General features: G+C 31.7%; 22 protein-coding genes. 9 read left to right on the plus strand and 13 right to left on the minus strand.

Annotated features, from left to right (window positions below):
- Positions 1–79 precede the first annotated feature (79 nt).
- The 3 genes from ACH5TX_RS17610 to ACH5TX_RS17620 form a co-directional block, all read right to left on the minus strand.
- On the minus strand, positions 80–2,140 hold the full coding sequence (locus ACH5TX_RS17610; protein WP_439340807.1) for a DUF3857 domain-containing transglutaminase family protein: 2,061 nt from the start codon (positions 2,138–2,140) through the stop codon (positions 80–82).
- Between the two features lie 365 nt (positions 2,141–2,505).
- Positions 2,506–4,218, minus strand: coding sequence for a leucine-rich repeat domain-containing protein (locus ACH5TX_RS17615; protein ID WP_439340808.1), 1,713 nt, complete (start codon positions 4,216–4,218; stop codon positions 2,506–2,508).
- 176 nt (positions 4,219–4,394) lie between these two features.
- Positions 4,395–5,030, minus strand: coding sequence for an alpha/beta hydrolase (locus ACH5TX_RS17620; RefSeq protein WP_439340809.1), 636 nt, complete (start codon positions 5,028–5,030; stop codon positions 4,395–4,397).
- A 186-nt stretch (positions 5,031–5,216) separates the two neighbouring features.
- On the opposite strand from ACH5TX_RS17620, the gene ACH5TX_RS17625 reads away from it, so the two are divergent.
- The 5 genes from ACH5TX_RS17625 (at position 5,217) to ACH5TX_RS17645 (ending at position 10,020) form a co-directional block, all read left to right on the plus strand.
- Positions 5,217–5,642, plus strand: a complete 426-nt coding sequence (locus tag ACH5TX_RS17625) for a PaaI family thioesterase (protein ID WP_439340810.1) — start codon at positions 5,217–5,219, stop codon at positions 5,640–5,642.
- A 3-nt stretch (positions 5,643–5,645) separates the two neighbouring features.
- Positions 5,646–6,767, plus strand: coding sequence for a chorismate-binding protein (locus ACH5TX_RS17630; protein WP_439340811.1), 1,122 nt, complete (start codon positions 5,646–5,648; stop codon positions 6,765–6,767).
- 50 nt (positions 6,768–6,817) lie between these two features.
- On the plus strand, positions 6,818–8,500 hold the full coding sequence (menD, locus tag ACH5TX_RS17635; protein WP_439340812.1) for a 2-succinyl-5-enolpyruvyl-6-hydroxy-3-cyclohexene-1-carboxylic-acid synthase: 1,683 nt from the start codon (positions 6,818–6,820) through the stop codon (positions 8,498–8,500).
- Positions 8,501–8,600: 100 nt separating this feature from the next.
- Positions 8,601–8,939 carry a DUF2853 family protein gene (locus ACH5TX_RS17640; RefSeq protein ID WP_439340813.1) on the plus strand — a complete coding sequence of 113 codons (339 nt, stop codon included), beginning with the start codon at positions 8,601–8,603 and terminating at the stop codon, positions 8,937–8,939.
- Positions 8,940–9,189: 250 nt separating this feature from the next.
- Positions 9,190–10,020 (plus strand): CvfB family protein, encoded by an 831-nt coding sequence (locus ACH5TX_RS17645; protein ID WP_439340814.1) that lies wholly within the window; start codon positions 9,190–9,192, stop codon positions 10,018–10,020.
- On the opposite strand, the gene ACH5TX_RS17650 is transcribed toward ACH5TX_RS17645, so the two are convergent.
- A complete protein-coding gene (locus ACH5TX_RS17650; protein WP_439340815.1) occupies positions 10,012–10,440 on the minus strand; it encodes a hypothetical protein in 429 nt (142 codons plus the stop codon). The two genes, ACH5TX_RS17645 and ACH5TX_RS17650, sit on opposite strands and share 9 nt — an antisense overlap.
- A gap of 352 nt (positions 10,441–10,792) precedes the next feature.
- On the opposite strand from ACH5TX_RS17650, the gene mnmE reads away from it, so the two are divergent.
- The gene (mnmE, locus tag ACH5TX_RS17655; RefSeq protein ID WP_439340816.1) at positions 10,793–12,190 is read left to right on the plus strand and encodes a tRNA uridine-5-carboxymethylaminomethyl(34) synthesis GTPase MnmE; all 1,398 of its coding nucleotides are present in this window, start codon (positions 10,793–10,795) and stop codon (positions 12,188–12,190) included.
- A gap of 107 nt (positions 12,191–12,297) precedes the next feature.
- Here mnmE and pcaF read toward each other — a convergent pair whose 3' ends face one another.
- The 9 genes from pcaF to pcaH are packed head-to-tail and all read right to left on the minus strand — an operon-like array spanning position 12,298 to position 21,882.
- Positions 12,298–13,509: a 3-oxoadipyl-CoA thiolase gene (gene pcaF, locus ACH5TX_RS17660; RefSeq protein ID WP_439340817.1), complete on the minus strand. Its 1,212-nt coding sequence runs from the start codon at positions 13,507–13,509 to the stop codon at positions 12,298–12,300.
- Positions 13,510–13,515: 6 nt separating this feature from the next.
- On the minus strand, positions 13,516–14,862 hold the full coding sequence (locus tag ACH5TX_RS17665) for a 3-oxoacid CoA-transferase (protein WP_439340818.1): 1,347 nt from the start codon (positions 14,860–14,862) through the stop codon (positions 13,516–13,518).
- 11 nt (positions 14,863–14,873) lie between these two features.
- Complete coding sequence (locus tag ACH5TX_RS17670; protein WP_439340819.1) at positions 14,874–16,064, minus strand: 4-hydroxybenzoate 3-monooxygenase; 1,191 nt, start codon at positions 16,062–16,064, stop codon at positions 14,874–14,876.
- An 11-nt stretch (positions 16,065–16,075) separates the two neighbouring features.
- Positions 16,076–17,200 (minus strand): bifunctional 3-oxoadipate enol-lactonase/4-carboxymuconolactone decarboxylase PcaDC, encoded by a 1,125-nt coding sequence (pcaDC, locus tag ACH5TX_RS17675; RefSeq protein WP_439340820.1) that lies wholly within the window; start codon positions 17,198–17,200, stop codon positions 16,076–16,078.
- A 20-nt stretch (positions 17,201–17,220) separates the two neighbouring features.
- Entirely contained in the window at positions 17,221–18,204 is a 984-nt protein-coding gene (locus ACH5TX_RS17680; protein WP_439340821.1) for a PDR/VanB family oxidoreductase, read from the minus strand.
- Entirely contained in the window at positions 18,204–19,271 is a 1,068-nt protein-coding gene (locus ACH5TX_RS17685) for an aromatic ring-hydroxylating dioxygenase subunit alpha (protein ID WP_439340822.1), read from the minus strand. Before ACH5TX_RS17685 ends, ACH5TX_RS17680 begins: the two co-directional genes overlap by 1 nt.
- 35 nt (positions 19,272–19,306) lie before the next feature.
- A complete protein-coding gene (gene pcaB, locus ACH5TX_RS17690; protein WP_439340823.1) occupies positions 19,307–20,617 on the minus strand; it encodes a 3-carboxy-cis,cis-muconate cycloisomerase in 1,311 nt (436 codons plus the stop codon).
- Between the two features lie 12 nt (positions 20,618–20,629).
- A complete protein-coding gene (gene pcaG / locus ACH5TX_RS17695; protein ID WP_439340824.1) occupies positions 20,630–21,172 on the minus strand; it encodes a protocatechuate 3,4-dioxygenase subunit alpha in 543 nt (180 codons plus the stop codon).
- A 2-nt stretch (positions 21,173–21,174) separates the two neighbouring features.
- Positions 21,175–21,882: a protocatechuate 3,4-dioxygenase subunit beta gene (pcaH, locus tag ACH5TX_RS17700; protein ID WP_439340825.1), complete on the minus strand. Its 708-nt coding sequence runs from the start codon at positions 21,880–21,882 to the stop codon at positions 21,175–21,177.
- 207 nt (positions 21,883–22,089) lie between these two features.
- On the opposite strand from pcaH, the gene ACH5TX_RS17705 reads away from it, so the two are divergent.
- The 3 genes from ACH5TX_RS17705 to ACH5TX_RS17715 all read left to right on the plus strand — a co-directional run bounded on the left by ACH5TX_RS17705 (position 22,090) and on the right by ACH5TX_RS17715 (position 25,026).
- A complete protein-coding gene (locus tag ACH5TX_RS17705) occupies positions 22,090–22,959 on the plus strand; it encodes a helix-turn-helix domain-containing protein (protein WP_439340826.1) in 870 nt (289 codons plus the stop codon).
- 292 nt (positions 22,960–23,251) lie between these two features.
- The gene (locus tag ACH5TX_RS17710; protein WP_439340827.1) at positions 23,252–24,010 is read left to right on the plus strand and encodes a cyclase family protein; all 759 of its coding nucleotides are present in this window, start codon (positions 23,252–23,254) and stop codon (positions 24,008–24,010) included.
- Between the two features lie 107 nt (positions 24,011–24,117).
- On the plus strand, positions 24,118–25,026 hold the full coding sequence (locus tag ACH5TX_RS17715) for a helix-turn-helix domain-containing protein (RefSeq protein ID WP_439340828.1): 909 nt from the start codon (positions 24,118–24,120) through the stop codon (positions 25,024–25,026).
- The last annotated feature ends 244 nt before the right edge of the window (positions 25,027–25,270 follow it).

Below are 25,270 nucleotides of genomic sequence, written 5' to 3' on the forward strand. Positions count from 1 at the left end.
TTATGAGGCGTGTTCTGCGATGTCTTAATCGCACCTCATTTTTATATAATTAATAAAGGTACTTTAGGAAAATCTATAATTAATCTTTGTCCTTATTCATTTTCCAATAAATTAATATTACAATAGCAATAATTACAGCTAAACCTATTAAGAGCTTAATAATGTTCATTATGCCATTCATTATTAAATTGGAAACGATAGGAGCACTGCTGTTAGAATAATTTTCCGGTGCATATAATAAATATGAAATGCTTTGATCTAGCTTATTAATGTCTTTAGTATACTGCTTATATTCTTCAGGAGAAATGTAATCTTTTTGAGTTTTAAAAAAATGAGAGATATCTATTATTTTATCTCTTTTTTGATAATTAACATCCAATTCATAATAAAATCCAGAAGAATTTATATCAATGTCTAATTTTTCAATAGGCCAATCAGTTGGAATTTTTAATCTAATTCTATGTGATCTAGATATAGGGTAGTACAAAGCATAATCTTCGTTTCTAGTTTCTTTTTTTGGTTCAAAAATGACATTAACTAAACTTGTTGGCATAAAAGTAGCAGACACATAACCTTTTTTTTCAATCATAGGCTGCCATAAACTATCTAATTGGTATTCTTCATTTAATGTAAATATATTTTCTTTTATATTATCTGTGTATTTAGGAGGGTTAACCGACGACACATTAAAATAATATGTGGAGTAAAAAGATTCAAGTTCTTTTTTTATAGCACTAATACTATACGATTTAAAATAGTTACGCATATTATCGGCTTCACTTTCATAATAAGTTGTAGTTACTTTTAAATTCGCTCCCTTGCCAATATCTTCTAGGGTGTATTCTTCCATAGTATCTACACGATTATCAAAAGAAGATACAATATCATCAAAAGTACTATTATCTTTAATTAAAACTAAACCACATTCATAATTTGGAAAATACGTGGTATTATATTCGCCTCCTTGATTTGAAATAGTAGGATCGTACCAAAACTCATTTCTAGCCCCATCAATAATTTTTACTACGCAATGATTAAAAAATTTAGGAGATGGTAGTAAAGTTTTAGTAGTATGCTTTAAAGTTGTATTAACAAACATTGGATAACTGGTAATCCCCATTTTATTAAGCATAGTTGCCATTAATAAACTTTTGTCTTTACAGTCACCAAATCGTCTTTCAAAAACGGTGTTTGGTGAAAAAGGTTTATAAGCACCAATGCCAGATTCTAAACCTAAATACCTAACATCGTTTTGTACAAAATTTAGTGTGGCTTTTATTTTTTCACCTTCCGTTTTATAGGTTTTATTTATCTCTTTTATTTTTTTTAAAAGTTCAGGACTTAAAGGTTCTTTTATTTTAAAAAGCTTTACACCCCAATTAACAACCTCTTGCCATGAGTTGTATTCGCTAACAAAAACGGTTGCAAAAAGAAGTTTCCATTCTGGTGTATTCTCTTCGTAATCTAACTTTTTAGTATTTGTGGTGAGCCATTTGTATTGTTGTAAATTTCCTTTTTTAGAAATCTCAGGTTTAACCTCTGTGTTAACCGATTTAATATTTAATGTGTTTGCAGATAAAATACTGCCATGAATTTTTCCAATAGGTACTAAATCGTTTAGGTAAAAAGAAACCGAAAATTTTTTATGTAACGGGTTAAAACCTTTTATTGTAAACGAGTAGTCTATAATATCACCAGCTCTAACATCAGAAATATTTAAAACAGCCGAGAGCGACCCGTCATATAAATACATTTCGGCATTAGGTTCTCGTCTCATTACTTGAAAATTTGCAATATCTAATTTGTTTAGAATCTTTCCGTCTCTAATAATATTAACCTTATGTAAGGCTAGGGTTTGGTATGTAGGATCGTAATTTATAGTAATAGTAGAGGCATTTTGTAAACCAATATTATCAATAATTTTGGTGGTTAATCTAGAATACGCTTCTTGTTTGGGTATATTAACTTGGTTGTCATAAAGTAAGGTAACAGAGCCTTCTGCAACGTCATCTTTATTCATTTCAGATTTATAATAATCTACAGTATCTATCCAAGATGGTTCTTTTTTTTGAGTGACTTGAGAAAATAAGGTAGACGAGTTTATAAAAGTAATTAGGATAGCAATAACGACGTTTTTCATAAAAAAGTATGTGTCAATTTCGTAGAGTAAATGTAAATGTTTGAAAAATCTTATCAAATATATTTTTGAAATTAAATTATTTAAAAGAGAAAATAATAACACGGTTTTGTGTTTCAGTGTTATGCGGTGTCTCAATCGTGCCTCATGTATACTTGACAAACGAGTGTTTTTTATAATTATGGGGCATTTCGACGCAAGGAGAAATTACATAAAGCTTATTATTAAGTTTTGCGTATGAGTGTTCTACGATGACTCAATTGTGCCTTATGTCTACATGACAAACGAGTGTTTTTTATAATCATGAGTCATTTCGAGCGCAGGGAGAAATCACATAGCAATTATTATGTCAAAAAAACTATTGAATTTTATTCGCAAATAGCACTTTCATCTTTTGTAAAAGAATCTAAGGTCATTTGGCAAACTTCATTTGGTATACTTGTAATTGAATTGTTTTCTATTGCTAAATATTTAAGCGTAGAAAGGTTGCTTATTTCCTCAGGTAGACTTGTTAAAACGTTATCGTTTAAGAATAAATATTCCATATTAGAAAGAGTACCAACCTTAGTAGAAATAGTCTCTAAAGCATTTTCACTAATATTAAAAAGTTGAAGGTTAGATAGGTTAAACAATTCATCAGGAATAGTGTGTAATGAATTCTTGTTAAGGTAAAGGCTTTGAAGGTTAGTGAGTTGTCCTATTTCTTTTGGAACAGTAGTCAAGTTATTATCTACAAGGTCTAATATTTCCAAATTTGAAAGATTCCCAATTTCAGGAGCAATAGAAGCAATTGCATTCTGTGTTAAATCTATTGTTTCTAAGTTAGCCATACCGCTTATTTCCTTTGGCAAACTTACTATTTCATTGTAACTAAGATCAAGGTCTCTAAGATTATTTAGTCCGCCTATAGCAATAGGGAAAGACGAAAATAAGTTATTGTTTAGTTTTAGCGTACGTAGCGGAAGATTACTAAAAACTTCTGGTAAAGAAGACAATTCATTATTATTTAACTCTAAAGTATAGAGTTGGGGTAGGATAGCAATTTCTGTTGGTAGCGATGTTAGCTTATTAGACTGCGCATTTAAAAGATACAAATTAGATAAGTTCCCAATTTCAATAGGAAGTTCGACTAAAGCATTATCATATATATAAAGTCTTCCTAATGCACTAAGATTTCCTATTTCTTTTGGTAAGGTGGTTAGTGAATTCCCGTTTAGAGTTAAAAATTCTAACTTAGATAGTTTACCAAGTTCTGAAGGAATAGTTGTTAATTTATTATTTCCTAAACTCAAATCTTTAAGGTTTATTAAGTTACCAATTTCCGCAGGGATAGATTCTAAATAATTAGAACCTAATGCTAAATTGGTAAGTTTGGTAAGGTTTCCTATTTCTGCAGGAATAGAGGTTAAATCGTTGCCAAAAAAGATTATGTCTTCCAAGTTAACAAGCTCTCCTATTTCTTTAGGAACTGAAGCCAGTTTGTTATTATTAATATATAATTTTTTAAGATTAGGAAGGTATCGTATTTCTTTTGGTAAAGCAGAAATATCATCATTAACAAAACTTAATCCTACTACTGTTCCAGCTTCTACAGTAACACCTAACCATGTAGAAATATCCATACTCGAAATATCCCAAGTTAGTTTACTATCTGGGTTAGCATTGTAAAAAGCAATAAGGGCTTCACGTTCGGTTAGTACTTTTGTTAAATTTACCATGTATGTTTCTTCTGTACCATCCTCAGCAGTTACAGTATATTCTACCGTTGAAGAAAAGTCTTGACTCGTTTTATTCAATGGAAAAACGGTTGCTTTAGTAGATATTTCTAGGGTAGGAATGAGAGATGTTAGATCTGTTCCTATTGGGAGTATTGCTGTAATTATTTTGGTATTTTCTTCTATGCTTGCAGTTATATTTGTCGTTAATCCATTATTTTCGGTTGCTAAAAACATCAAGGAAATTAGCTCTTTTTCATTGGATTGGATTTCTGGTTTAGGGTCATCGTCACTACAAGCGCTTACAAAAAGAAGTATAACAATAAGAGTAGGTAATAATTTTAATGATATAATTGGGTATTTCATTAGTGATTTATTTTTTTTTGGTTGACAAAAGTAGGAAATTGTAATCACTATAAGGTTGTTTCTTGATTATATATTTGTTGATTTTTTTTTTAAGAATTTAATAGATAATCTTGTCATTTCTTACCAAAAAAAGTGACTTGTAATTTGTTGTTTTTGTACTATTAAAGACGGTTTAATTATACCAAACCATTTATAATTTCTACATTCACTTCATGTTTACCATCAAACATAGTAACATTCAATTGGTCTTTAAATAAATCATGCGCTTTTTTTGTTTCGGCTTGCAAGCGGTCTTTAATCAAATATTCATCACTAGTACCACAAATTAAGTTCACTTTAGCATTTAAAAAAGCAAAGTCTTCAGCATGTAATTCTTTAGGAATACCTCCAGAATGTAACACGAGTTGTGCGCATTGTAATTGCCGTTTAGCTACGTAGCGCATAGCAACACTAACACCTTGAGAATACCCAAGTACAATTAAATTAACAGAATCGGGAATGCTTTCAGCTTCTAATATGGCGTCAAAATTACGCATTACGTTCTCTGTTTCTTGTGCTGTAGCTTCTTTTGTTAGCCAACTAGCACCTATGTGCTTAAAGTTAGGTTTAATATAGTATTTACTAATTGCTTGAGGCTCAATAATGTAATTTTCGTCTATATTTAATCCTTTAAAATATTTCAGGAAATATCGGCTTAAGTAGCCCATGCCATGACAAACAAACCAAACATTTTTAGTCGATTTATTAAGAGTGTTTAAGGTAGAATAGGAGTTGGTTGTAGTGTATGATATTTCTTTTTCTTCTGAATTCATTTACACGTATGTTTTGTGTTTTTGTTAGTGAATAAAGATATCATTTAATTCTGATTCTTAATTTTTATTATTCTTCTGAAGGTATAATTATTGCAAAAGGAAAATCTCTTAAATTGAACTTAAAGTTCCTCATGATTATCTTTGCATTTTGTACTTTTACCAACACAAAAAGAAACACATTATTTTATGTCAATATCTAAAGAAGCCATTTTAGAGCAAGCTAACAAAGTGAGTAAAAACACCTTAATGGAAACCTTAAACATTGAGATGGTTGATTATGGGGATGATTTTTTGGTAGCTAGAATGCCAGTAAACTCTAGAGTGTATCAGCCAGATGGTGTGTTGCATGGTGGTGCTACGGCGGCTTTAGCAGAAAGTGTTGGGAGTTTTGCGTCGCATATTTTTATTGATACAGAAAAGTTTTTTGTACGTGGTATAGAAATTACTGCTAATCATTTAAAGAGCGTTAAAGAAGGCTTTATATATGCAAAAGCAACATTTATACATAAAGGGAGAACCACTCAATTGCTAGACATAAGAGTTACCGATGAAGCCGATAATTTAATTTCGGTGTGTAAACTATCTACTATTTCGTTACCTAAAAAGCAGTAGTTAATGATCCCTGACGATTTTTTTAAACGTATTGAATCTCAATACAAACATAACTTACCGCTTGTTGTTTATAGAAAACCTAATGAAATTAAGGTTACTAGCATACTTCAAAAAACAGACGATTTAATTTTTGCTAAAGATTTTACAGAAAAAGGCTTTGTTTTTTCTCCATTTGATGATGCCGAAAAAACAGTTTTAATGCCGTTAGAAGAAGCTGAGGTTATTACATTAACCGAACAATTTGTAATTCCTACAGATACAGGAAGTCAATCAATACAAGATAATGCTTCAACAAATTCTAGAAATTCTCATATCAATCTTATAAAAGAAGGCGTAGAAGCCATTCAGGATAATCACTTTAAAAAAGTAGTATTATCTCGTAAAGAAACAGTTCAGCTTGAAGAAGATAATCCCATTTCAATATTTAAGCGCTTATTACATAAATATGCGTCGGCATTTGTGTATTGCTGGTATCATCCTAAAGTAGGTTTGTGGTTAGGAGCTACACCAGAAACATTGGTAAAAATAGAAGGCACTCAATTTTCTATTATGGCATTGGCTGGTACACAAAATTATGAAGGGTCTTTAGATGTGGTTTGGCATGATAAAGAAAAACAGGAGCAAAAATTTGTTACCGATTATATTGTTGAAAGTTTACAAAATAGGGTAGAGCATTTAAAAGTATTGGAAACCGAAACCGTAAAAGCAGGCAATTTATTGCATTTAAAAACCATGATTTCGGCACGATTGAAACCTAACGCTTCTTTAAAAGAGGTTATTACAAATATTCATCCTACACCAGCGGTTTGTGGTTTGCCTAAGCCAGAGGCAAAACAATTTATTATAGAAAATGAAAATTATAACCGCGAGTTCTATACAGGTTTTTTAGGTGAGTTAAATTTAGACATAAAAAAAGCACCACGTTCTGGTAGACGTAATATTGAAAATAGAGCTTATGCAATAACCAAAAAAAGCACACAGCTTTATGTTAATTTACGTTGTATGCAAATACAGGATAACAATGCTGTTATTTATGTTGGTGGTGGTATTACTTTAAGCTCTAATGCGGAAAGTGAGTGGGAGGAAACCGTATCGAAATCTCAGGTAATTAAAAGCATTTTGTAATTAGGGTATTTAATAGGCTATTATTACTTTTACGCTTTGATTAAAAGTATATGATTTATCCTGAAATTCCACTTGCGCAAACCGTTATTCAACTTTGTAAGGCAAAAGGAATACAACATATTATCTTATCTCCAGGTAGTAGAAATGCGCCTTTAACCATAGGATTTACAAACGATTCTTATTTTACATGTTATAGCATTGTAGACGAGCGTTGTGCTGCGTTTTTTGCTTTAGGCATTGCACAGCAAATTAATAAACCAACAGCCGTTGTTTGTACATCGGGGAGTGCACTTTTAAATTATTATCCGGCAGTAGCTGAAGCTTTTTATAGTAATATTCCGTTAGTGGTGTTATCGGCTGACAGACCAGAGCATTTAATTGGTATTGGAGATGGACAAACCATTAATCAGAAAAATGTATTTGAAAACCATATTTTATATTCAGCTAATTTAAAGCTCGATTTAAAAGATGAAAACCATTTTCAAGTATACAATGAAGCCGAAATAGATAAAGCTATTAATTTTTCGAATATTAAAAAAGGACCTGTACATATTAACATTCCGTTTAATGAACCGCTTTATAATATGGTAGACACCTTAAGTGTGTCACCTAAAGCAACAATACCTGCTATAGAAGAAAAGATCATAGAGAATGATATACTTTTAGAATACATAGAAACTTGGAATACAGCATCTAAAAAAATGATTTTGGTAGGTGTAAATCAACCAAATACTATTGATCAAAAACACTTAGATGAATTGGTTAAAGATGATAGTGTGATTGTGTTTACCGAAACAACATCTAACCTTTATGATGATAGTTTTTTTCCTAGCATCGATCAAATTATAGCGCCTTTATCAGAAGAAGAACAGAAACTTTTACAACCCGATATTCTTTTAACTTTTGGAGGCTTAATTGTTTCAAAAAAAATAAAACAGTTATTACGAAAATATCAGCCTAAACAGCATTGGCATATTGATGAAAAATCAGCGAATGATACTTTTTTCTGTTTAAGTAATCATATAGAAACAACACCAAATATATTTTTTGAAGCCTTTTTTCCTAAAATAACATACTCTGTAAAAAGCGATTATAAAGCTAATTGGACAGCAGTTAAGCAGCAGCGATTAGAAAAGCATAAACAATATTTGCAACAAGTACCGTTTAGCGATTTTAAAGTGTTTAATGAAATTTTTAAAGCCATTCCAAACCACTATATTTTACAGATTGGTAATAGTTCTGCTATTAGATATTCTCAGCTTTTCAGTATAAATAAAACTTTAGAAGTATTTTGTAATAGAGGTACCAGTGGTATTGATGGAAGTACATCTACAGCTATAGGTTGTGCGGTTGCTAATACTAAATCAACCGTGTTTGTTACAGGCGATTTAAGCTTTTTATACGATAGTAATGCGCTTTGGAATAATTACATTCCTGATAATTTTAGAATTATTGTTATTAATAACCAAGGTGGCGGTATTTTTAGAATTTTGCCAGGACATAAAAACACCGAGAATTTCGATACTTATTTTGAAACCAATCATAATTTAACAGCAAAACATTTATGTGCTATGTATGGTATTGAATATATTACAGCATCTAACAAAGCTACATTAGATATCAGTTTGGAATCTTTTTATGAAAAAAGTACAAAACCTAAATTACTAGAAATCTTCACCCCTAAACATTTAAATGATGAGGTGCTTATAGATTATTTTAAGTTTATTAGTTAAAATGTGACTTTTCATTATTAGCAGTGTCTAAAAAATAGTTATCTTTAAAACAGTTATCAATTTAAAGTATTTATAAACACATTAAAAACAACAAATTATTATGAGTAAACGTGATGAACTAATTGTTAAGTACGCAGCAGATTTAAAAGACAAATGTGGTGTTACACCAGATATGGATTTATTAACAAAAGTAACTATAGGTTGTGGTCCATCAATTTATAATGCAGATTCTTCAACGGTTTCTGGATCAGATGAGTCTGAATTAGCTACCGTAAAAAATAACTTTTTAATTAAAAAGTTAGGTCTTGCTGATAGTGCCGATTTAGATAAAGGTATAGATGCTGTAATGGAAACTTACGGAAAATCAAATCGTAATAAATACAGAGCAGTTGTTTATTATTTATTGACTAAACATTTCAAAAAAGAGTCTGCATATTAATTTATAGCAGCATTATATATAGAACTCGTTTAAGCTTTTTCTATTTGTTAAAAAATTGCTGTTTTCAGCCCTGTTTTTATCATTTTCTCTTTTCGTAGCGCTGCTATGCAATTTAAAAATGACTTCAACAGAACTAAAAACTTCTAATTTTCACTTAAAGATAAAAAGTTTAAACAAGTTCTTTAAAAAGCGTTACAATTATTGTAGCGCTTTTTCTTTTTCAAAAAACTAATATCATTACCTTTGCCAAATGATACATTTAGGAGAGATAAATACATTAGAAATACTTCGTGAAACAGATCACGGTGCTTATTTAATTGATGAAGAAGATAACCAAGTGTTATTACCAAACCGTTATGTTCCTAAGGAATTTAAAATTTGGGATAAGCTAGAGGTTTTTGTGTATCTTGATAATGAACAACGTCCTGTTGCAACCACCGATATGCCATATATTAAGCGTGGTGAATTTGCTTTATTACGTTGTAACCAAGTTACCGAGCATGGTGCTTTTTTAGATTGGGGTTTAGTTAAAGAATTATTTTGCCCATTTAGAGAGCAAGCCTTTAAAATGAAACCAGGTGGTTGGTATTTGGTACATTGTTATTTGGATGAAAAATCTGAAAGATTGGTTGCTTCTAGTAAAACCAATCGTTTTTTAGATAATAATGAATTAACCGTAGCTCAATTTGATGCTGTAGATTTAATTGTATCGCATCCATCAGATATAGGAATGAATGTGATTGTAAATAAAAAACACTTAGGATTAATTTATAAAGATCAAATTTTCTCTGATATAAGTGTGGGCGATAAGCTAAAAGGTATCGTTAAAAAAATCCGCCCAGGAAACAAACTAGATATTGGTTTAGGTCAAATAGGTTATAGAAATATAGAGCCTAATGCAGAACGTATTATGCATGAACTACATGATAATGGAGGCTTTTTAAATCTTACAGATAAATCGAGTCCTGAAGTTATTAAAGACACGCTTCAAATGAGTAAGAAAAACTTCAAGAAAGCAATTGGCTCGTTATATAAGCAAAAGGAAATAGAAATTAAGCCTGATGGTATTTATTTAGTTTAAAGGAAATAAATCACTTTTTTTTATTTTGTTGTAAACGTTATCAATGGCTTCGTTAATAGTATCGTAGTTTACTTTTGTAGAAAGACAGAAATCATTTTCCATTTCGGCATTCATTTTGCTTGCAAGATCATGAGCAACTACACCGTAAGCGTATAGGTTTTTTGCTCGCTTTTTAAACAATGGTGTATCTAAAAGATTAACAGAATAAGAATTAATTCTGTTAGCAATAACACCATATGGTTTAGATTCTCCAAAATAAGAATTAAGTTCATCAATAATTAATGAAGAATTATTAATATCAAAATGTACACCTTCATTAAGCTCTACAACCGCAATATGATTGAAAAAAAAGATGTTACCTAATTGGTTCTGTACGAATTTTAAAATTTGATTTGAAAAATCTGATTCTATTATTTTCATTTTGTTGTAAATTTATACCTCGTTGTTATGGGTTGGTTTAAACTATAAATTAGTATCATTTTAAATTATCTAAAGTTTTGACACACAATTAAGTAAGAAGTCACTCGTATTTTTTATCTTACTTTTAAATAAGGGTTTTTAAACATAGTTCATATGTATTATATTGTAAGTTTAAAGTATTGATAAACAGCTTGTTGTTGGTTGGTTTGTGGTTTGAAAAAATTACAAATAAAAGATGTTTATTTATTTTTATACTATGAAATATTTTTTTTGATGTTGTTCTGATTAAAATTGAAATGTTTTGTGTTGAAAGATGTAGTGTATAGCATTTCAAATTTAGTATTTTTGTGATATGATTCATAAAGACACCATAGTAGCATTAGCAACCCCTTCAGGGGCAGGAGCTATTGCAGTTATTAGATTATCTGGAGCAGATGCTATATCTATAGCAGATAGCTGTTTTCAATCTGTTAAAAGCAAAAAATCACTTAGTAGCCAAAAAACGCATACCATTCATTTAGGACATGTTATTGATGGAACTAAAACTATAGATGAAGTTTTGGTGTCTGTTTTTAAAAACCCAAATTCTTATACAGGTGAAAATGTAGTAGAAATTTCGTGTCACGGGTCAAATTATATTCAACAAGAAATTATTCAATTATTTCTTCGTAAAGGATGCCGTATGGCAACAGCTGGTGAGTTTACATTACGTGCTTTTTTAAATGGCAAGTTAGATTTATCTCAAGCAGAAGCAGTAGCCGATTTAATTTCGAGTGATAATGAAGCGTCTCATCAAATAGCTATGCAACAAATGCGTGGTGGATTTTCATCTGAAATTGCGAAACTGCGAGAAGAACTTATGAATTTTGCTTCACTCATAGAACTTGAATTAGATTTTGCAGAGGAAGATGTAGAGTTTGCAGATAGATCTCAGTTTAAAGATTTAGTAGAGCGTATAAGCTTTGTTTTAAAACGATTAATCGATTCATTTGCTGTTGGTAACGTTATTAAAAACGGGATTCCTGTTGCTATTGTTGGTGAGCCAAATGTTGGTAAATCAACACTTTTAAATGCTTTGTTAAATGAAGAACGCGCTATTGTTTCAGAAATAGCAGGAACTACCAGAGATACTATTGAAGATGAAATATCTATAGGAGGCATTGGGTTTCGTTTTATTGATACTGCAGGTATTCGCGAAACAAAGGATGTAGTAGAAAGTATAGGTATTAAAAAAACCTTTGAAAAAATAGATCAAGCTCAGGTTGTTGTTTTTCTTGCAGATAGTAATAATTTTAAAGATGAATCTTTTGTACATACGTTTAAAATAGAGGTAGAGAAGATTAAAAATAAATACCCTTTAAAACCCTTATTAATTGTTGCTAATAAGGTTGATAAATTAAATGAAGATCAGATAAAAATACTTCAAAAGGATATTGAAAATATTCATTTGTTATCAGCTAAAAAGGGATTAGGTGTCGATGAGCTAAAAGATAAATTACTCAGTTTTGTTAATACAGGTGCTTTAAGAAATAATGACACAATTATTACTAATTCAAGACATTATGATTCTTTATTAAAAGCTTTAGACGAAATAGATAAAGTTAAGCACGGATTAGAATCAGGACTTTCAGGAGACTTAATGGCTATAGATATTCGACAAGCTTTATACTACTTTGGAGAAATTACTGGAGAGATAACTAATGATGATTTGCTAGGTAATATTTTTGCTAATTTTTGTATTGGAAAGTAATACAGCATTAGTTAAAAACAAGTACTTAAATTATTATTTTGCTTTCTAAGCTAAATCAATATATAATTTTAAGTACCTGTTAGTTTTTTTTTTAAGACTTGTAATTATTATTTATTGGTATTTTCAATAATAATGGCATAACCCATACCAACACCTACACACATAGTTGCTAATGCGTATCTGCCTCCTTTTCTAATTAATTCGTTTGTTGCTGCTTGCACTATTCTTGTTCCAGACATACCAAGTGGATGCCCAATAGCAATAGCACCTCCATTAGGATTGATTCTTGGGTCGTTATCCTTGAGTCTCAATTGTCTTGTACAAGCTAAAGCTTGTGCAGAAAAAGCTTCGTTAAACTCCATAACATCCATGTCGCTTAGTTTTAATCCTGCTTTTTGTAACGCCTTTTTTGTAGCGTAAACAGGACCAATACCCATAACTTTAGGTTCAACACCAACAACTGCAGATGTAACAATGCGGGCCTTTGGTTTCAAATTATATTTTTTTAAAGCTTCTTCAGATACTACTAACATGGCTGCAGCTCCATCATTTAATCCAGACGCATTTCCAGCAGTTACTGTGCCATCTTTTTTAAATACCGTTCTAAGTGTTGCTAGTTTTTCTAAAGATGAATTAGGTTTAATAAATTCATCTTGGTTGATAATTATAGGGTCTCCTTTTCTTTGTGGTATTTCTACAGGACAAATTTCTTCTGCTAAAACGCCGTTTTTTTGAGCTTTACTAGCTTTCATTTGAGAATTATAAGCAAATAAATCTTGGTCTTCTCTACTTATTGAATACAATTCAGCTAAATTTTCTGCGGTAATTCCCATGGCATCTGTACCGTACATTTCATGGAGTTTTTTGTTTACAAAGCGCCATCCAAAACTAGAATCTTCCATTTTTGAATTGTTTCCATAAGCTAATGTGGGTTTCGAAATTACTAATGGCCCGCGAGACATATGTTCCATGCCTCCAGAAATAAAAACATCGCCATCATTAGCTTTAATAGCTCTGTTAGCATGAATAATTGCAGACATACCAGAAGAACATAATCTATTAATAGTTTCTCCAGGCACAGAGTAGGGTAGTCCAGCTAGTAATAAAGCCATGCGAGCTACATTACGGTTGTCTTCTCCTGCTTGGTTGTGGCAACCAAGAATCACATCATCAATAACATCTTTAGGTATATTAGGATATTTTTCTAATAAAGCTTTTATTGGTATTGCAGCTAAATCATCTGCTCTAACAGGTGCTAATACGCCTCTAAAACTTCCTATAGGGGTTCTTAAAGCGTCAATTATATATGCTTCTCTCATTCTTCTTTAATTTAGTTTTTCAATAAATTTGGCTTCTGTTTTCAATCTCACTTCTTCTAATGAGCTTCCTGGTAATATTTCAATTAGTGTTAATTGACTATCTATAAATTTAAAAACAGCTAATTCTGTAATTAACATATCTACACAATTATAATCTGTTATAGGTAATGTGCACTTTTCTACAACTTTAGATGCGCCAGATCGATCTGTGTGTCTTAAAGTTATAATTAATTTTTTTGCTCCAGATGCTAAATCCATAGCACCTCCAACACCTAATAATGGTTTTCCTGGTACGGCCCAATTGGCTAAGTTTCCAGAGGCATCTACTTCTAAACCACCCATTACAGCAACGTCTATATGGCCACCACGTATCATTGCAAAACTATCGGCGCTATCAAAATAACTGCTTCCAGGTAATGCTGTAACAGGCACTTTGCCTGCATTAACAGGGTAATACATAGCGCCTTTTCCGTCTGCTGGTTCTGGACCAACACCTAGCATACCGTTTTCGGTATGTAAAATAATGCCGTCTTCAGGTTTTATTAAATCTGCAACAAGTGTTGGTATTCCTATGCCTAAATTTACAACATCTCCTTTATTTAATTCTGAAAAAGCTCTTTTAGCCATATTCATTCGCTTTTCGTCAATAACTTTAGAAGATCCAACGGATGCAGAAGTTCCTAAGTCTGCTTCAGATAATGTTTTTTGAACTAAAAAATCAACAAAACAACCTGGTGTATGAATTTCGTTAGGATTAATGTCTCCAACTGGAACAATTTCTTGAACTTCAGCAATTACTATATCGGCTGCTGTGGCCATAGCTCTGTTAAAGTTTTGCTCGGTCATTCGGTATTGTAAATTTCCGGCAGTATCAGCTTTCCAAGCTCTTATAATAGCAACATTACCACGAATACCTTCGATAAAAACTTGTTCTATACCATTAATGTTTTTTGTCTCTCTGTTTTTTGCAATTAATGTACCGGCAGAAGTTGGTGTGTAAAATCCGCCTATTCCTGCTCCTCCAGCTCGAATAGCTTCTGCTAATGTGCCTTGAGGTAATAATTCGTATTCAATAGTGCCTGCTTGAGCTGCTTTTACAGCTTCTGGGTTTGACGTAAAGAAAGAGCCAATCATTTTTTTTAATTGGCCATTGTTTAATAACCGTCCTCCACCCATATTAGGTTCACCTACATTATTGGCTATAAAAGTTAAGTTTTTAGTATTAGTTTCTGCTAAAGCGTGGATAATATGCACAGGGTTTCCTGTCATTCCAAAACCTCCACCAAGTATAGTATCTCCATTCTTTACTAATGCTGCTGCTTCTTTTGCAGTTATTTGCGGTACCTGTTTCATATTTTATAATATTATTCAAATGATTTAAATGGCATGCCTACATAGTTTTCGGCAATGGTTGTTTTGTATGCTTTTGACATTTTTATATAATCAATTTTTGCTTTTTGTAAACGGTATGTGTAAGAGTCGTGTGTATCTTGTTTATGAAAAAGCGTGGTCATGAAGTTTGAAAAATCTTGTGCTCTCCAAATTCTTTTAAGTGCTTCTTCAGTATAATTATCTAGTTGTTTTGTTGAATTGTTTTTGTAATAATCTACAAATCCATCAACTAAATGTTTAACATCTGCAACAGCTAAATTTAAGCCTTTTCCTCCTGTAGGAGGTACAATATGGCCAGCATCTCCTGCTAAAAATAAATTGCCAGAACGAAGGTTGTCAATCATGTGACTTCGCATTGGTGTTATGCTTTTGTCAAAAATGGGGCCTGGTTTTAATTTCCAGTCTTTGGTTGCTAATCGTGTTGAAAGTTCTTTCCAAATACGATCGTCTGGCCAATCATCTAAATTTTCATTATTATCTATTTGTAAATATAAGCGGCTAACAGTTTCAGAACGAAGACTGTGTAATGCGAAACCATTTTCATGATACGCATAGATTAATTCATCAGTAGATGGTGCAACATTAGCTAAAATTCCTAGCCAACTAAAAGGGTAGGTTATATCATAAGATTTATAGCTGTCTTTTGGCATTGTTTTTCTTCCTATACCATGAAAACCGTCGCAAGCAGCAACAAAATCACATGCTATAACACCTGGTTTACCATCTTTTTCAAAATGAATTTTTGGATTATCTGTATCAAAATCTACAATCTCTTTGGCGCCAGCTTCAAAATAAAGTTGTCCTCCTTGTTCTAGCCAAGCGTCAGTTAAATCTTTTACAACTTCTTGTTGGCCATAAATTGTTATTTTTCTACCGTCAGTTAATTCTGAAAAAGGTACGTGTATTCGCTCTTCGTCAAAACTTAAATACACACCATCATGCTCAATACCTTCTTTTTCTAAGCGATTGCTTAATCCTAATTCTTTAATAATATCAACGGTGTTTTGTTCTAATAATCCTGCTCTTACTCTGCCTTCAACATAAGGTCTTGAGCGCAGTTCTATGATAACAGATGCAATACCGTGTTTTTTTAGCCAATGTGCTAAAACTAATCCCGCAGGACCAGCGCCAATAATGCCAACTTGTGTTTTAATTGCTTTCATTTAGGTAGAAGTTAAATTCCTAATTCGTTAAAGACTTCTTCTGCAGTATGTATGGCTTCATTAGCAGCAGGAAGCCCACAATAAATACCAGATTGCATAATAACTTCTTTGATTTCATTTTTAGTAACACCATTATTAAAAGCAGCTTTAATATGCATTTTAAATTCAGGTTTTCTGTTAAGTGGAATTAACATTGCTAATGTTATTAAGCTTCTATTATGTTTATTTAGTCCTGGTCTTGTCCAAATTTCTCCCCAAGCGTAATGTGAAATAAATTCTTGAAAATCACTGTTGAATTCATTTTTGTTTAGAGTAGATTTATCAACGTGTGCGTTTCCTAAAACGGTTCGTCTAACATGCATACCTCTATCGTAAGTTTTATTTCCTACTATAAAATCGATGAGTACTTCCGCATAATATGCCGGTAATTCTGTGCTAGGTAAATGTCTGGCGTTAAATACTTTTAGTTCTGCACCTGCAATTTCTTTTTGCATAATTTTTGCCTGAGTTATATTGGTAACTTCATCTTCATCTCCTGTGATAATAAGGGTTTCTAAAGAGATTTTTTTGATTTCCGATCTAAAATCAGCGGCTCCAATGGCAGCACAACAAGCAGTGTAGCCTAATGTGCTATTGGCTAAAAACACCTCTTTCATTTCTGCAATTCGAGAAGGATTCGTTTTATGAAAACTCTCTGTAAACCATTTTTCCATAGTAGCATTTGCAATAGCTTGCATACCTTGTTCGTTAATGGTTTTAATACGTTCATTCCATCGATTTACTGTACCAATTTTAGAATCGGTATTACTGATAATTAACTTGTGTAGTCTTTCTGGGTGGTTTATGCCTAGATATTGTCCAATTAATCCTCCCATAGATAATCCGCAGAAATAGACTTTATCAATATGAAGCTCGTCAAGAAGGTTAATAACATCTTGACCAAGCATAGCTATAGTGTAAGTTCCTTCAGTTAATTCACTTTGTCCATGTCCACGAGTGTCATATTGCAGAACTCTAAAATACGGCAATAAATATGGTACAAGTTCATCCCACATTTTTAGGTCTGCTCCTAAAGAATTAGAGAACATTAGTACTGGACTATTGGGGGTTCCTTGAATTTTATAATTAGTTTTCATTTTTATTTTCAGTCTTTATATTAAATGTTGCTTCTGTAAGCGGTGTCGATTACTACGTGTCCGTTAGCAACTCTGCTTACGCAAGCGCACATTTTTAAGTTTTTACTTTTTTCTTCTTCACTAAAAAATAAATCGCGGTGGTCTATATCACCAGTATATTCTATGATATCAACTTGACATAAGCCACATTCTCCCTTTTTGCAATCATACATGATTTCTAAATCTTCTTCTTCTAAAGCTTGCAATAAAGTTTGGTTTTCACTTACTACTAATTCTTTATTAAAACGTGGAATTTTTACTGTAAAATTTTGTGGTGCAAATAAGCCGGAAGCTCCAAATGTTTCAAAATGTAAATGGGTATTTTCAAATGGACTAGCTTCCCAAGTTTTACGAACACTGTTCATAAGTAATAAGGGGCCGCATAGGTATATGTGTGTCTGGTTATTTGCTAAAGTGTTTAGTTTATTCATATCAAAATACCCGCTTTCGTCACTGTAATGTAACTCTAGTCTATCACCTAAGAGTGTTTTTAAATGTTCTATAAAAGGCATTTCTTCTTTATTTCGACCTAAATATAACATTCGTAAACTGATGTCTTTTCTTGAGCACAATTGCTCTGCCATACCTAATATTGGTGTGATTCCAATACCTCCAGCGATAAGTAAATAATCACTGGCATTGTATTTTAATTCGAAATGATTGGTTGGCTGAGAGATTTTTATTTGGTTTCCTTTTTTTAAAGACCACATATAGTTTGATCCGCCACGACTAGAGGGTAGGCGTTTTACAGCAATGGTATAAGGCTTTTTTTGTTGATATTGACCTACTAACGAGTAACTACGAATTTCTGTAACTCCATTTATTAAGATGGAAACGTCTATATGTGAGCCAACAGTAAAATTTTTAACACCATTTTCAGGAGTTAACTGTATTTTCATGACATTGTTAGCTATTAATTCGGTATTGTTAATGGTGGCGTTAACCCAAGTGTTTCTGTAGCGCATTAGTCTTGATTTTCGTTTTCAACCATTTTGTCTGTAATTCTTCTAGCCCACATAGCACCAGCATCTATATTTAAATTATAAAATTCTCGTGTTGGATTTGTGTTTATAGCTCTCTGTTGTGCTTCGAGTATATCTTCGTCTTGTGCAAAGATGGAAGCTACACCGTTTTTTAGTTCGGTGGTATTGCTTTGATCTTTAAGATTGTAGTTTCTGCTAAAAGCCCAAAAATAATAGCAGGTTTGATTTGTAGAAGGTGTAATGGTATTTAATACATAGCCATTAACTCCTTGAGATCTATCGCCTTCGGGAGCACCTGTGCCGCTAACAGCAACACCTACATCTATATTCACGGTACAAGGTGCTTCAAATTTTATAACTTGCCAACGATCAACTAAGCCATCATGCTTTATTTTTTTATTTAATTGACCATGCCAAAATGGAGGTGGTTTAATGCCTTTCATCCAACGGGTTACTGTAGCTGTATGTTCATCATAATGTACATCAAAAGGAGCTTCGGCTACATTTCTATCACCAATACTTTCAGAATGTACAAACGTTTCGTGTGTTAAATCCATTAAATTGTCAACTACTAATCTATAGTTGCATTTAACTTCAATCATTTTTCCGTCTCCTGCCCATTCAGGATCATTATTCCAATGCATATCTGGTATTTTATTGCTGTCTGCAACTGCAGGATCGCCCATCCATACCCAAATAAAACGATGTTTTTCTACAGTAGGATACGAGCGTACGCAAGCAGAAGGATTAATGGTTTCTTGAGAGGGCATATAAGTGCATTGACCTTCGTTATTAAATTCTAATCCATGATAACCACAGACTACGGTATCTCCTCGTAATTTCCCTTTTGATAACGGAAGTAAGCGGTGCCAACAAGCATCTTCTAAAACTACTGGAGTGCCATCTTTTTTACGATAAAGGACTAAGGGTTTGTTGCAAATGGTTCTTGGTAACAACTCATGCTTTAATTCTACATCCCATGCTACTGCATACCAAGCATTCATTGGGAAAGATTCATTCATTGTGAATGTAGTGGTGTTCTTGGTCATTTTATTTAGTTTTAAGTTGTAGTTCTTAATAAAGTTTAAGAATAATTATTTAGAATTTTTTCAACCCATTTTATACTATTTCCAATAGCATTTTCAGGTTGAAATAGTGCGTCAATATTTTTTATTTCAGGGTGTGTTTCTATAATTATTTGTTTTAAATGTTTTCCTTCAGAAATAGAGCGTTTACATGCTTTTTTGATAGCTTCATGTGCTTGCATTTTACCTAAAGTATTTGATAATACAAAAGCTACTTTTTCTGCATAAATAAGACCGTTTGTTATTTCTACATTTTGAAGCATGCGTTCTGTGTCTACTTCTAAATTTTCAATTAAATCAATACTTTTTTCAATAGAACCGCATGTTAAACCTATTAATTGAGTTAATGTTTCCCATTCGGCATGCCAATAACCTGCAGACCGCTCGTGTTCTTGTAGCATACTCGATAGCATTGTAGATACTAGTCCAGGTGTTCTGGTGCTATTACTTAATATGAGTGCGCATGTTACAGGGTTTCTTTTGTGTGGCATAGTACTAGATCCTCCTTTGCCTTCTTGAGCGCCTTCAAATACTTCTGCAACTTCTGTTTGCATCATTAAGGATATGTCTTTCGCAATTTTGCCTAGAGAACCGCTTAGAATTCCAAGAATACTAGCTAATTCGTTTAAACCATCTCTTTGCGACTGCCATGGAGAAGTGTTTTTTAGATTTAAATGTTCGGCAAATTTAATTTGAACTTCATCTGTAATATTGTTGTTGCCGCTACCAACAGCACCACTTAATTGTATTTGTAGAACATTAGCTTTAACTGTTTGCAATCTAATTTTAGATCGGGTAATACTTTCTAACCAATTTGCAGTTTTTAATCCGAAAGTTATAGGGCGTGCTTGCTGTAGTAAGGTGCGACCTATAACAATAGTGTCTTTGTGTTCTTTAGTAATATGTATTAAGCTTTTTTCTAGAATGTTTAGTTTGTTTTCCATCCAAGAAATAACTTGTTTTATTAAAAGGATAGAAGAGGTGTCTATAATATCTTGGCTAGTAGCGCCAAAATGCACATATTTTGAAGCTTCAAAATTAGAATTTTTTATAACTTTTGTTAATTGCTGTACTAATGGAATAGCGGCATTTCCACCTAGTTTTATGTCGGTTTTTAATTTGTCAATATCTATGTATTCAACATTGCAGCTAAATGCAATAATTTCGGCAGCTTCAATAGGTATTAAACCTAATTCAGCTTGAGCTTTGGCAAGTGTTGCTTCAGCAGTTAGCATATTAATTATTACAGATTTATCAGATAATAGCTGATTTATTTCAGTAGAGTAAAATGTTTCAGAGTATAAAGACATGAATATTGACTATTAAATTTGAAAAAATACAGTTTCTTTTAATCCCTGCATATGTATATTAAACTCGTAACCTTCACTTGTTTTATTCGCTATTACTGTATGTTGTCTTTCTTTAGGGATAGATTTTAGAGTAATATCGCTATTGTTTAGTGCTTCATCAGAAAAATAAATGCGTGTATATGAGTGTAATAATTGCCCGCGCATGAAAAGAATAACGTTTATATAAGGTGCTTGACCATCAACAGAATTAGGTTTTATAGTTGAAAAAGAAAATTGATTATCTGCATCGGTACCTGTGCCATATCTACCAAACAATTTAGTTTCTCCATCATTTTGCCATAATTCTATCATGGCATCATTTATTGTGTTGCCTTCACCATCATAAACTTTACCGTAAATGTTTATTGCGTCTGCGTTTTTTAAAGGGTCGACCATTTTATTGTCAATCCAACTTTTAAAATTATAGCCATATTGCTCAGGTGTTAATCCGTAAGCAAAATAAGGGCCTATTGTTTGTGAAGGTGTTTGTAGTGATGTTTTATTTGTTGTTGCCATGGTTATTTGTTTTCAAATGGTGTTGCGTTGTGTCCTCTTAAAACAATATCAAATCGATATCCTAATGCGTATTCGGGTTCTGTTACAGAAAGGTCGAAACTTGAAATTAATAATTCTCTTCCTCTTTTAGGAATGGCATTATATATAGGGTCAAATTCTAATAAAGGGTCACTTGGAAAATACATTTGTGTAATAAGTCTGCTAGAAATATCGCCTCCAAAAAGCGAAAAATGGATATGATTTGGTCGCCATGCATTCGGATGATTTCCCCAAGGGTAAGCACCGGGTTTTATTGTGTAAAATTTATAATTCCCATTTGCATCAGTCATACATCTACCAGCGCCTAGGAAATTTGGATCTAATGGAGCATTGTGTTGGTCTACTTTATGCACGTATCTTCCAGCAGCATTCGCTTGCCATATTTCCATTAAAGTATTAGGAATAGGTTGTCCTAATTCATTTGTTACTTTGCCACTAACTACAATACGCTCTCCAATAGGTTCGCCATCTTTTATTGCATTTTTAGTTAAGTCATGATCTAAGGCTTCTAGTTCAAAATCTTTAAAAACAGGTCCTGATAATTCAGATAGTGTTTTTTTTGTGATAATTAAAGGTTTGCTGGGAGCTCTAAGGATAGTAGATTTGTAATCTGGAGCCTTATATGAAGGTTGTACCTCCATATCAAATTGGTTATAAATTAGTTTACTCATGACACTTATTTTGTTTCCTTCAAAAATATTTAATTAGACAGGTTTAGTGTTGGATTAAATAATTTTATAATTGTACAAAATTAACATTTTGTAAAATATTGTTTTCTTTTTTTTGCTAATTAATAATATAAATGTTTAATTTACAGTAAATTAAAATTTAATTTGTTTTCATGTGTAATTAACTATAGTGTAATATATTAACATATTATGAAGCCTATATTACAGTTTAAGGGACCTTATGGTGATAACCAAGCCTCTTTTATATCAGATTTTATTCATTTTGAGTCCTTAGAAAAGCGAAGCAAAATATATGCATGGGAAATAAGTCAGCATGTGCATTCAGAATTATTTCAGATGTTTATAATACGCTCAGGAAAAGGTGTGTTGATTTCTGGGAAAAATAAAATAGTTATCTCTAGTCCGTGTGTTATTAATGTTCCAGCATCTATAATGCATGGCTTTAGTTTTGATTCTAATATAGAAGGAGATGTATTGACGTTTTCAGATAATTATTTTGAAAGTATTTTAAAAAATAATGCACAGTTGTATTTGAAATTAAATAAGTTAAACCAATTTGTTTATAATGATAATATCAAATCTTTCGATGATTTTACATATTTAGTTCATAAATTAAAGAATGAGATTTTAGAAGACCGTGTTGAAAAACAATTTAGTCTTCAATCTTATTTTCAGTTACTTTTTTTAAAGTTATATAGGAAAGGGTATGAAAATGAATATGTTGAATTAAATGCGCCTAACAAAACACTGGTGCATTTTAGAAATTTTCAAAAACTAATTAAACAGTCGCTACAAAATCCTTTAACAATTGAGCAGTATTCAGAGAAATTAAATATAACACAAATGCATCTTAATAGGGTGTGTCATGCGGTTGTAGGGGAGTCAGCATTAAAGGTTGTTCAAGGTTTTGTAATTAGTGAGGCAAAAAAATACTTATTAAATACCTCTTATTCGGTTTCGGAGATTGCATATTTTTTAAATTTTAATGATCCTGCTTATTTTAGTAGGCTTTTTAAAAAAGTAGTAGGAGTGCCACCTGGCGAATTTAGAAAAGCTTAGTATTTGAAGTGCTTTAGAATACAATATGCTATACATATCTGTTTTTAGTGTAAAAAAGGATTGATTTTGAATGTTTATAGCTTATGATTGATTCTTGTGAATGATTTTTTTTTGTCATTTTTGTAAAATATTTACAACTTATTTGTCAAATAGTTGGTTTTTAGCCTTGTTGTTTGTGGATTTGAGAATTTTAATTATCGCTTATAAATATTTAAGTAATAGTTTTTTTTGAATTAATAGGTTGAATTTTGTTAAAAGATTAGGTGATAATAAATTTTAAAAGAAATTAATTATGCGAGTTATAGATTTATCAGTTACAATATCTGAGAAGGTAAAAGAGCCACTTCCAACCAAAATTGCTTATGAAAACCATGAAGAGTGTGTAGAGAATATTGGAAAAATATTGTTTAAAGATGTAGAAGGAGATATTTTTATGAATGGCAAAGGGTTGGCTGGAGAAATAATAAGCTTAGCTACTCATTCTGGTACTCATGTTGATGCTCCGTATCATTATTCACCAACCTGTAATGGAGAGCCTTCAAGAACTATAGACGAATTACCATTAGAATGGTTTTTTAGTGATGGTGTAGTTTTAGATTTTACAGATAAGCCAGACGGATATTTAATTGAACCTGAAGATTTAATGGAAAAACTGGCAGCTATTAATTACACGTTAAAACCTTTTGATATTGTACTTGTAAGATGTGATGCAGATAAAAGAATACATGATGATGATTATGTGAAAATTCATGTTGGTGCTTCGGCAAAAGCAACACATTGGTTAATTGATCAAGGTATAAAAGTAGTAGGGACAGATGGATGGGGTTGGGATATACCTTTGCATATTCAAGTAGAAAAATATAAAAAGGATCCAAAACCAGGAATTATTTGGGAAGCACATTATGTTGGGATTGATAAAGAATATTGTCAAATTGAAAAACTATCTAACCTAGATCAGTTGCCTCCATATGGTTTTAAGGTGTCTTGTTTTCCAACTAAAATAGAAAAGGCTAGTGCAGGATGGACAAGAGCTGTTGCTATAATAGATTAAAATTATAGTTATAAGATGCTTGAAAATAATTTTGGTTTTTGTTTCTGAAATATATTTTTTTTAGTTTAAAATTTCATTTTAATGAAAATAAAATGTAGATTTAAAATATGTCAGAACAAAATAAAATACCAACTTTAAATGTATCGGAAATAAGTAGTTATCACGATTCTCTTTTTGGTTCTATCCCTAAAACATCTAATGTTAAGTATAAAGATTATCATGTTAACAATCTAGATATTATTAAAGATAAAGCTGCTTTTAAAGTGCGTCCTCACCGAAAAACAGTTCACGATTTTTTGTTTTTAACAAAAGGATATTCAAAAAGAAGTAAGGGGCTAAATAACATAGAATTTGATGGTCCAGCAGTATTTTTTCTACCTGCTTTTCAAATTACTCAACATTCAATAATGAGTGATGATGCTGAAGGTTATTTTTGTCATTTCGATCAAAGTTTATTTGATTTTTTACCAAAAGGCTATTTAATAGATCGTTTTTCTTTTTTTAAATTACAGTCTAATCCAGTAGTTAAATTATCAGAAGAAACAAGAGTAAATTGTGAAAACATATTAAAACGAATGTTGCTTTTGTATAAGACAGGAGAGAAGACAAGAAGGAATCTTGTTGCTTCTTATTTGTTAACTTTTTTCGAGGAAGTTCATAAAGAAGTAGTTGTTGAAACTAAGAAAAGTAAGAATTCTTATTTTAGAATAACTGAAGCATATAAGCAAGCCTTAACAGAGTATATTTATAAGTATAAACAAATTTCTGATTATGCCGATTTATTAAATATATCACCCAACTATTTAAATAAGTGTGTAAAGGCGAGTGTTAATAAAACTGCTCAAGATTTATTAAAGGAAATGTTAGTTTTAGAAGCTAAATCTCTTATAAAGTATTCAGATTTACACGTATCAGAAATCGCTGTTAAATTGTGTGATCAAACTCCAAGTAACTTTGCTCGTTTTTTTAAAAAGCAAACAGGAATGACTCCTAAGGAATATTCTCAAATGAGTTAATTGTAATAGTTTTTTCTTAAAAAGGAAAAGGCTAGTATATTCTCTTGAGTAAGTAATATTCAGGATGTAAACAGAGGTGAAGTTATTTAATATTTTTTCGTTATCGAATAAGTTGGTAAAATAGGCTTGTTACTGTTTTTAGATTGATAATGAATACTTTTGCCCTTTTTTTGATTCTCATCGTGCATTATTATATCCTAATTTTGGAGAGTTGAATTTTGTCATAATAATATTTTTTTAAATA

The organism is Thalassobellus citreus (genome assembly GCF_044385915.1).
GTDB classification, from domain to species: Bacteria; Bacteroidota; Bacteroidia; order Flavobacteriales; family Flavobacteriaceae; genus Thalassobellus; species Thalassobellus citreus.

What these genes read in the sequence shown, in the direction of transcription:
- ACH5TX_RS17610 (WP_439340807.1), bottom strand. Translation starts at nt 2,140, where the DNA reads ATGAAAAACGTCGTTATTGCTATCCTAATTACTTTTATAAACTCGTCT.
- ACH5TX_RS17615 (WP_439340808.1), bottom strand. Translation starts at nt 4,218, where the DNA reads ATGAAATACCCAATTATATCATTAAAATTATTACCTACTCTTATTGTT.
- ACH5TX_RS17620 (WP_439340809.1), bottom strand. Translation starts at nt 5,030, where the DNA reads ATGAATTCAGAAGAAAAAGAAATATCATACACTACAACCAACTCCTAT.
- ACH5TX_RS17625 (WP_439340810.1), top strand. Translation starts at nt 5,217, where the DNA reads ATGTCAATATCTAAAGAAGCCATTTTAGAGCAAGCTAACAAAGTGAGT.
- ACH5TX_RS17630 (WP_439340811.1), top strand. Translation starts at nt 5,646, where the DNA reads ATGATCCCTGACGATTTTTTTAAACGTATTGAATCTCAATACAAACAT.
- menD (WP_439340812.1), top strand. Translation starts at nt 6,818, where the DNA reads ATGATTTATCCTGAAATTCCACTTGCGCAAACCGTTATTCAACTTTGT.
- ACH5TX_RS17640 (WP_439340813.1), top strand. Translation starts at nt 8,601, where the DNA reads ATGAGTAAACGTGATGAACTAATTGTTAAGTACGCAGCAGATTTAAAA.
- ACH5TX_RS17645 (WP_439340814.1), top strand. Translation starts at nt 9,190, where the DNA reads ATGATACATTTAGGAGAGATAAATACATTAGAAATACTTCGTGAAACA.
- ACH5TX_RS17650 (WP_439340815.1), bottom strand. Translation starts at nt 10,440, where the DNA reads ATGAAAATAATAGAATCAGATTTTTCAAATCAAATTTTAAAATTCGTA.
- mnmE (WP_439340816.1), top strand. Translation starts at nt 10,793, where the DNA reads ATGATTCATAAAGACACCATAGTAGCATTAGCAACCCCTTCAGGGGCA.
- pcaF (WP_439340817.1), bottom strand. Translation starts at nt 13,509, where the DNA reads ATGAGAGAAGCATATATAATTGACGCTTTAAGAACCCCTATAGGAAGT.
- ACH5TX_RS17665 (WP_439340818.1), bottom strand. Translation starts at nt 14,862, where the DNA reads ATGAAACAGGTACCGCAAATAACTGCAAAAGAAGCAGCAGCATTAGTA.
- ACH5TX_RS17670 (WP_439340819.1), bottom strand. Translation starts at nt 16,064, where the DNA reads ATGAAAGCAATTAAAACACAAGTTGGCATTATTGGCGCTGGTCCTGCG.
- pcaDC (WP_439340820.1), bottom strand. Translation starts at nt 17,200, where the DNA reads ATGAAAACTAATTATAAAATTCAAGGAACCCCCAATAGTCCAGTACTA.
- ACH5TX_RS17680 (WP_439340821.1), bottom strand. Translation starts at nt 18,204, where the DNA reads ATGCGCTACAGAAACACTTGGGTTAACGCCACCATTAACAATACCGAA.
- ACH5TX_RS17685 (WP_439340822.1), bottom strand. Translation starts at nt 19,271, where the DNA reads ATGACCAAGAACACCACTACATTCACAATGAATGAATCTTTCCCAATG.
- pcaB (WP_439340823.1), bottom strand. Translation starts at nt 20,617, where the DNA reads ATGTCTTTATACTCTGAAACATTTTACTCTACTGAAATAAATCAGCTA.
- pcaG (WP_439340824.1), bottom strand. Translation starts at nt 21,172, where the DNA reads ATGGCAACAACAAATAAAACATCACTACAAACACCTTCACAAACAATA.
- pcaH (WP_439340825.1), bottom strand. Translation starts at nt 21,882, where the DNA reads ATGAGTAAACTAATTTATAACCAATTTGATATGGAGGTACAACCTTCA.
- ACH5TX_RS17705 (WP_439340826.1), top strand. Translation starts at nt 22,090, where the DNA reads ATGAAGCCTATATTACAGTTTAAGGGACCTTATGGTGATAACCAAGCC.
- ACH5TX_RS17710 (WP_439340827.1), top strand. Translation starts at nt 23,252, where the DNA reads ATGCGAGTTATAGATTTATCAGTTACAATATCTGAGAAGGTAAAAGAG.
- ACH5TX_RS17715 (WP_439340828.1), top strand. Translation starts at nt 24,118, where the DNA reads ATGTCAGAACAAAATAAAATACCAACTTTAAATGTATCGGAAATAAGT.